This window comes from Candidatus Nitrosotalea sp. FS, from assembly GCF_011319475.1.
GTDB lineage: Archaea > Thermoproteota > Nitrososphaeria > Nitrososphaerales > Nitrosopumilaceae > Nitrosotalea.
The window spans coordinates 1-1,138 of sequence record NZ_RCMC01000219.1 but is presented as its reverse complement, the minus strand read 5'-3'; the positions used below and the strand labels follow the sequence as shown (position 1 = coordinate 1,138).

At 40.0% G+C, this 1,138-nt stretch carries 3 protein-coding genes and 1 pseudogene; 1 reads left to right on the top strand and 3 read right to left on the bottom strand.

Annotated features, from left to right (window positions below; genetic code table 11):
* Positions 1–146 precede the first annotated feature (146 nt).
* The gene (locus tag DYY66_RS08270) at positions 147–290 is read left to right on the top strand and encodes an RNA-protein complex protein Nop10 (protein WP_394352614.1); all 144 of its coding nucleotides are present in this window, start codon (positions 147–149) and stop codon (positions 288–290) included.
* 147 nt (positions 291–437) lie between these two features.
* On the opposite strand, the pseudogene DYY66_RS14715 reads toward DYY66_RS08270, so the two are convergent.
* From DYY66_RS14715 to DYY66_RS12730, 3 genes and pseudogenes are all read right to left on the bottom strand, one after another.
* Positions 438–659: pseudogene (locus tag DYY66_RS14715) on the bottom strand (peptidylprolyl isomerase); the annotation flags it as partial.
* 1 nt (position 660) lies between these two features.
* The coding region (locus tag DYY66_RS14710) for a peptidylprolyl isomerase (RefSeq protein WP_309223993.1) at positions 661–821 on the bottom strand (161 nt) is incomplete at its 3' end.
* 5 nt (positions 822–826) lie between these two features.
* Positions 827–1,040: peptidylprolyl isomerase (locus tag DYY66_RS12730; protein ID WP_394352615.1), on the bottom strand; the 214-nt coding region annotated here is incomplete at its 3' end.
* Positions 1,041–1,138 lie beyond the last annotated feature (98 nt).

Genomic DNA, 1,138 nt, shown 5'->3' with positions numbered 1-1,138 from the left:
ACTGCACCAAACTTCAAGGAGGCTGAAAAGGAGCTAAAACCAATTCTTTCCTCAGTCCAGGATGCCATAGAAAAGAAGGGAGGCACCTTCAAGTTTACAAGAGAAGAATCAAAGAAGACAAGAGAAGGTTAGAGATGCACTTTCAGATGAGAAAATGTACAGATTGTAAGAAATACACCTTAAAAGACGAGTGTCCCAAGTGCGGACACCAGACTGCTACTGTACATCCAGGAAAATATTCTCCAGATGACAAGTATGCAAGATATCGTATCTCGGATAGATACAAGTAAATTATTTTGTAGTGCTGTTTGACTGCTCTATACTAATTTTTGACACGCGGGCAGATTCAACATCAACTGGCTGGTTGTTGTCTTGAGTANAATATTCTCCAGACGACAAGTATGCAAGATATCGTATCTCAGACAGATACAAGTAAATTATTTTGTTGTGCTGTTTGATGATTCTATACTAATTTTTGACACGCGTGCAGATTCAACATCAACTGGCTGGTTAGTATCAGTAGTCGGTAGTGCTGCAATTTTATCCACAGCATCTTGGCCAGATATGACTTGGCCAAATAGAGTATATTGATCATTTAGCCATGGAGCATCACCAAGTGTGATAAAGAATTGTGAACTTCCACTGTTGACATCAGTACCNTTTGGTGCACCGCCAAGACCCCATGTACTTTTGTCACCTTTTATCGTATTTGGATCTCCACCCTGTATTACAAATCCCGGCATTATTCTATGAAATACAGTTCCATCATAGAAACCAGAGTTTGCAAGGTTGACAAAGTTTGCCACTGTCTTTGGTGCTATATTGNCCACCATGCCTTTTGTGAAATTCATGCTTGTGGTAAATTCTGGAGGAATTGTATGTCCTGCATCGCCAAGACCCCATGTACTTTTATCACCTTTTATCGTATTTGGATCTCCACCCTGTATTACAAATCCTGGCATTATTCTATGAAATACTGTTCCATCATAGAAACCAGAGTTTGCAAGTTTGACAAAGTTTGCAGTGGTCTTTGGTGCAATGTTATCAAATAANCCTTTTGTGAAATTCATGCTCGTGGTAAATTCCGGTGGAACGGTATTTGGTGCACCTCCAAGACCCCATGTACTTTTGTCACCTT